Origin of the sequence: Bilophila sp. 4_1_30, assembly GCF_000224655.1 — a bacterium.
GTDB classification, from domain to species: Bacteria; Desulfobacterota; Desulfovibrionia; order Desulfovibrionales; family Desulfovibrionaceae; genus Bilophila; species Bilophila wadsworthia.
Map to the genome: position 1 here is coordinate 90,609 of NZ_JH114233.1, position 4,249 is coordinate 94,857.

7 protein-coding genes are annotated in these 4,249 nt (G+C 52.4%); 3 read left to right on the forward strand and 4 right to left on the reverse strand.

The window, feature by feature from the left end:
• From HMPREF0178_RS22040 to HMPREF0178_RS12495, 3 genes are all read right to left on the reverse strand, one after another.
• The coding region (locus HMPREF0178_RS22040) for a hypothetical protein (RefSeq protein WP_009368404.1) at positions 1-185 on the reverse strand (185 nt) is incomplete at its 3' end.
• A 319-nt stretch (positions 186-504) separates the two neighbouring features.
• Entirely contained in the window at positions 505-729 is a 225-nt protein-coding gene (locus HMPREF0178_RS12490; RefSeq protein ID WP_009368406.1) for a hypothetical protein, read from the reverse strand.
• 83 nt (positions 730-812) lie between these two features.
• Entirely contained in the window at positions 813-1,601 is a 789-nt protein-coding gene (locus HMPREF0178_RS12495; protein ID WP_009368407.1) for a DUF3560 domain-containing protein, read from the reverse strand.
• 130 nt (positions 1,602-1,731) lie between these two features.
• On the opposite strand from HMPREF0178_RS12495, the gene HMPREF0178_RS22825 reads away from it, so the two are divergent.
• Positions 1,732-1,860 carry a hypothetical protein gene (locus HMPREF0178_RS22825; protein WP_009368408.1) on the forward strand — a complete coding sequence of 43 codons (129 nt, stop codon included), beginning with the start codon at positions 1,732-1,734 and terminating at the stop codon, positions 1,858-1,860.
• Between the two features lie 140 nt (positions 1,861-2,000).
• Here the strand turns inward: HMPREF0178_RS22825 and HMPREF0178_RS21035 are convergent, their stop codons facing one another.
• Positions 2,001-2,762 (reverse strand): S24 family peptidase, encoded by a 762-nt coding sequence (locus HMPREF0178_RS21035; protein WP_009368409.1) that lies wholly within the window; start codon positions 2,760-2,762, stop codon positions 2,001-2,003.
• A 592-nt stretch (positions 2,763-3,354) separates the two neighbouring features.
• Here HMPREF0178_RS21035 and HMPREF0178_RS20535 point away from each other — a divergent pair.
• Both HMPREF0178_RS20535 and HMPREF0178_RS12510 read left to right on the forward strand, forming a co-directional pair.
• Entirely contained in the window at positions 3,355-3,867 is a 513-nt protein-coding gene (locus tag HMPREF0178_RS20535) for a helix-turn-helix domain-containing protein (RefSeq protein WP_009368410.1), read from the forward strand.
• A partial coding sequence (locus tag HMPREF0178_RS12510; protein WP_009368411.1) for a BRO family protein occupies positions 3,864-4,249 on the forward strand: 386 nt, incomplete at its 3' end. The genes HMPREF0178_RS20535 and HMPREF0178_RS12510, both read left to right, overlap by 4 nt.

Genomic DNA, 4,249 nt, shown 5'->3' on the forward strand with positions numbered 1-4,249 from the left:
ATACTAATATGTTGTTTCAGACTATCTATAAATGACAGGATACATTTTTTGTCTTCTTTCAATACGTTATTCTCAGCACGTAGGCGGGCTATAAGAGCTTGTGCCCGCGCTAAATTCTCTTCTTTTTCTTGCAGCTCTATGATTCTTCCTAAAGACATCTGAAATTTTTCATGGAGTCCTATCATTACTCCCTCCGTTTCTTTCGGCTTTGAATCCCAATCCCGTTTCCAACCCGGATTTTCCGGGCTGGTGCGGGGCTAGGCTCCATACTTTTTTATGTAGCAATCTCTACATAAATACGGAGAATTGTAGGTTATCGCGATGTTCGATTCATCAATATGCTGTACGGGATTTGGTTCTTTGCATCCGCATTCTTCGCATCTTCCGGCATAATGCCGTAGCTTGCTGTACTTTTTCAGCAAGCGTTGCTGTTTTTGTTGGTCACGAAAAATACGCCGCTGCATCCGTTCCATTGCGTTCATAATTTGTCCTTCCGGCTCTGGTTTAGCAAGCCGGGTGCAAAGTTATAGGGAAGTCAACGCCGGGGATAACGCCAAAATCTTCCTGTTCCGGTTGTGCAGTGTGCACTTCGCTCAACTTCATAAGGATGGTCGATGGCATCCCTTCATCGGCTACAACTTCAGCAAAATATTCTGCCTCTGCGCGAGATTCGAATTCTTCAACCAATGGTCCGTTTTCCGAATGTGAAATCACGATGAATTGCATCATGTCTATTCTCCTTCGTTGATGATTCGTTCCGGCGTCCCAAACCCAATAAAAAAGCCCGGTTGGTTCCGGGCTTTTCGATGGGGCTAGGCTGTGGGTTTAAGGGCATCACAAATTCCACAAATCTGCTTGGCATAATACGTTGCGGCGTTGCTCCGCATCCGTTGCCATGCTCCATTGCGCGGGCTCCAGCGAAAGCCGTGACTCTTGAGCTTGGTCCGCGTGTCGGCGTCGGGCTTATCGTCGAACAAGATTTGCAGCCGATTCTCTTCAACATTGTCCACAACGGTTCCGCCAGCGAAAGGCGTCTTGATGGTCACGTTCTGAGCCGTAGCCTTGAGCTTTTCAATCCGTGCCTTGATGCGCCGTATCTCCGCACTGTTGTTCGCCAGAGAAAATTGTGGGTACGGTTGATGGTGACAGCTCGACATGGTTGCCCGCATCTTGTCGATTTGAGCCTGCGTCATGCCGAGGGCGAGCAATGCCGCATCGCCTTTCTTGAAAGCCTTGTTCACTTCCTTCATCCATGCATGGGCTCTTTCCCTTTCCGCCAGCTTCTTTTCAAGCCGTTCCAAGGCGTCCGGGGCATCCGAAGAAATGCCGCTCTGCCCTATACACTTGGCTTTCTCTTCATAGTATGCGGCCTTCTTGTCGAGGCTGATCGCCTTGTCCATCGTCTGACCGATGCGGGCACGGTATCGGCGGTCCCGGCCTTCCGAGTGATGCCCCACAAGAATGGGCTGCCCCATCGGTATGATTGAAGCTATCTTTTCCGCTTGGCGGGCGGCTGCATCGCTCTCCTGCCGGGCTCTTTCCGCCCGCAGTTCGTAACGTTCCCGGCGGGCTTCCTGCCGTTCGTAATAGTCTTGCGACATATCCTTTTTCCTCCCTTTTCGTATTGTTTCCAGCCAGAACCGTTATCGTTCCGGCTGGTTCAATGTGAAAAAGTCCTTTTCCTCTTCCTTTCTCTTCCCCGGTTTGCTTTATCCGCCGAGGGCTCCACCCATGCTTTCGCTACCAGAGGCCCAACGCCTTGCCGTGGTCATGGCCTTGCCGCCTGTTACGCGGGGGCTCGACGGGTACAACGCCGGGTTTGGGGGCTTCGTCGCGCTACTTGTCGAAGAACCTTCATGACTCGCTTGATGCTTCGTCATGAAAAGAAAGTAGCCAAACGTAGATTAAAGATCAAGCAAAATATCTACATTTGGCTATATTGTTAACCATAAAAAAGCCTCGCTAAGCGAGGCTCATCGGTAACAAATTAAAAATTAAGACTATTTCATATGTAGATCACTCCATGCCCAAACGACTCGTCCAAGCACGGCCTTTGTAATCTCCCCTTCATAATCCATATTTAGAGAAAAACAGAGGGGGGGATGCATTGTAGCATTATCAGAATAAAAAATAAGTTGTGTGTCGTCAGCTGATTGTTTCACAGCTATTCGCTTGATGGCGACAGAACCATCCGGTTCCATCACTACATGGATATTACCGGGCTGTCGGAATCGGAAATTGTCCGGGTTGGTGTCGTACAACACGATATCCCCCGGCCTAAGTGTGGGCTCCATGCTATCGCCATCATCTGAAATCTGAATCGCCAACAACGTATTGCGATGACATGCAGAAATATTTTGACGACGGACTAAAACCCATCCCCTAATCCCTTCTTGAATATCTTTTCCACGCCCTGCAGCAGCTTGCCCTTCAACCATAGGGACGGCAAGAAAATCTTCTGCTGCTGGAAGACCCTCGACCTCTCCATTCGGAACCACTTTTGCGTCGATCCAACAAACTTCTTTGGCAGAAGGCAGTAAAGGGGATTCTTTCACAAATGATTTCCGAGAAATAACCGTCAAGTCGGCGGCATCTGCAACACGCGCAAGAAGAGAAAGCCACTCTTTACGTTCCCCCGTCACAAGTCGGGAAAGCGTAGACGTGTGCGTCTCTGCTTTCGCTGCGAGTCGAGAAATCTTTCCATCAAAGTCACACTCAATGGATTCTTTCAATCCCGCGATCAGTTCTTCATAAAATCCCATAGGTTTTCTTCTCGCATATTACTAGCCATTTGGCTATTAGCCATAAATAGATTTTCCTTGCTTTTATATCTACGTTTGGCTACTGAAAGACATGAGCATTCAACAAGACATCAATACTTTCCTCGAACGAACGGGTTGGTCTGCCTATCGTCTGGCAAAGGCTTCTGGTGTTAACCTCAATATTATTCGTAGGATACAAAGAGGTATCAGGGCAGGTATGAATACTAGAACATTAGATCGGCTCGCCCCTTTTATCTACACGTCTCCATCCACCCCCAACACTCCCACCGGATTCGAAGCGGAGGCGCACCGCACTGGCTGATGCCCTGCCCACTTTGGGAGTGGTCATTGTGGCACTTATCACCCTCCCGACGCACTAACCCTTCCACGCATCGCCGGGCCACGGCTCCCGGCGTCGGGTAGTCCACGACGCGGTACGCCCGCCAGCGTATCCGGGGATCCCCATGGATCAGGATGCGGACGCGCCACACGGGGCCGCGCAGGATGATGAGCAAATGAACCGTTTCCATGAATGCAGGATGGGCGAAACCCCGAATCCCGGCAATTTATGAATACACGGAGGATTCACACCATGAGCATGAACTTGCGGCACATGGGGTTCAACGAAGCGTTGGACGCGGCGAAGCAGCGTTCCGGGCTGACCAACGAGGCGATAGCCAACCGCTCGTCCCTCTCCACCGCCGCCGTTTCCAGATACTTCAACAAGTACGACGATTACACGCCATCCCCCGAACTCATCCCCGTCCTGTGCCGGGCTTTGGGCAACACCATCATTGCGGACTGGATCGCGGCGCAGGTCGAGGACATGCGGCCGACAACGAACATCACCACCACGCAAGACCTCACGCGTGCGGTCATGCAGGCGACCGAGAACACGGGAATCCTGAACAAAAAGACTCTGGACGCCGTTGCCGACGGAGAACTGTCGCCTTCCGAGGCCGCCACCATTCAAGCGCAGTTCAGAGCGAACGCCAAATGGAACAACGAAGCGGCGGATGCCCTTGATCCGCTGGCCGGCGGACAAGCCTATCGCCACGGACACGGCTTTGTGACCGTCCCCGTACTGGACGGGAGGCCCAGATGAACGGATTGCAGATTTTTCAGAACAGGGAGTTCGGGACCGTGCGCGTGGTCGAGTACGGAGGCGAACCGTGGTTCGTAGCGCGGGACCTGTGCGCCATTCTTGGAACGGAGACGCGGGACCTGCCGGACATTCTGGAGCACGACGAACAGCGACCTATAGTCGATATTATCCACACTCTGAATGATTCCACAGGATTGCGTCGGGATAGCCGCATCATATCCGAGCCGGGCCTGTACTCGCTCGTCCTCCGATCCCGCAAGCCGGAGGCCAAGGCCTTCAAACGCTGGATCGTGCATGAGGTCATTCCGTCCATCCGCAGGACGGGCGGCTACGGCGCCCCGGCGCTTCCGAACTTCAGGAATCCGGCGGAGGCGGCGCGGGG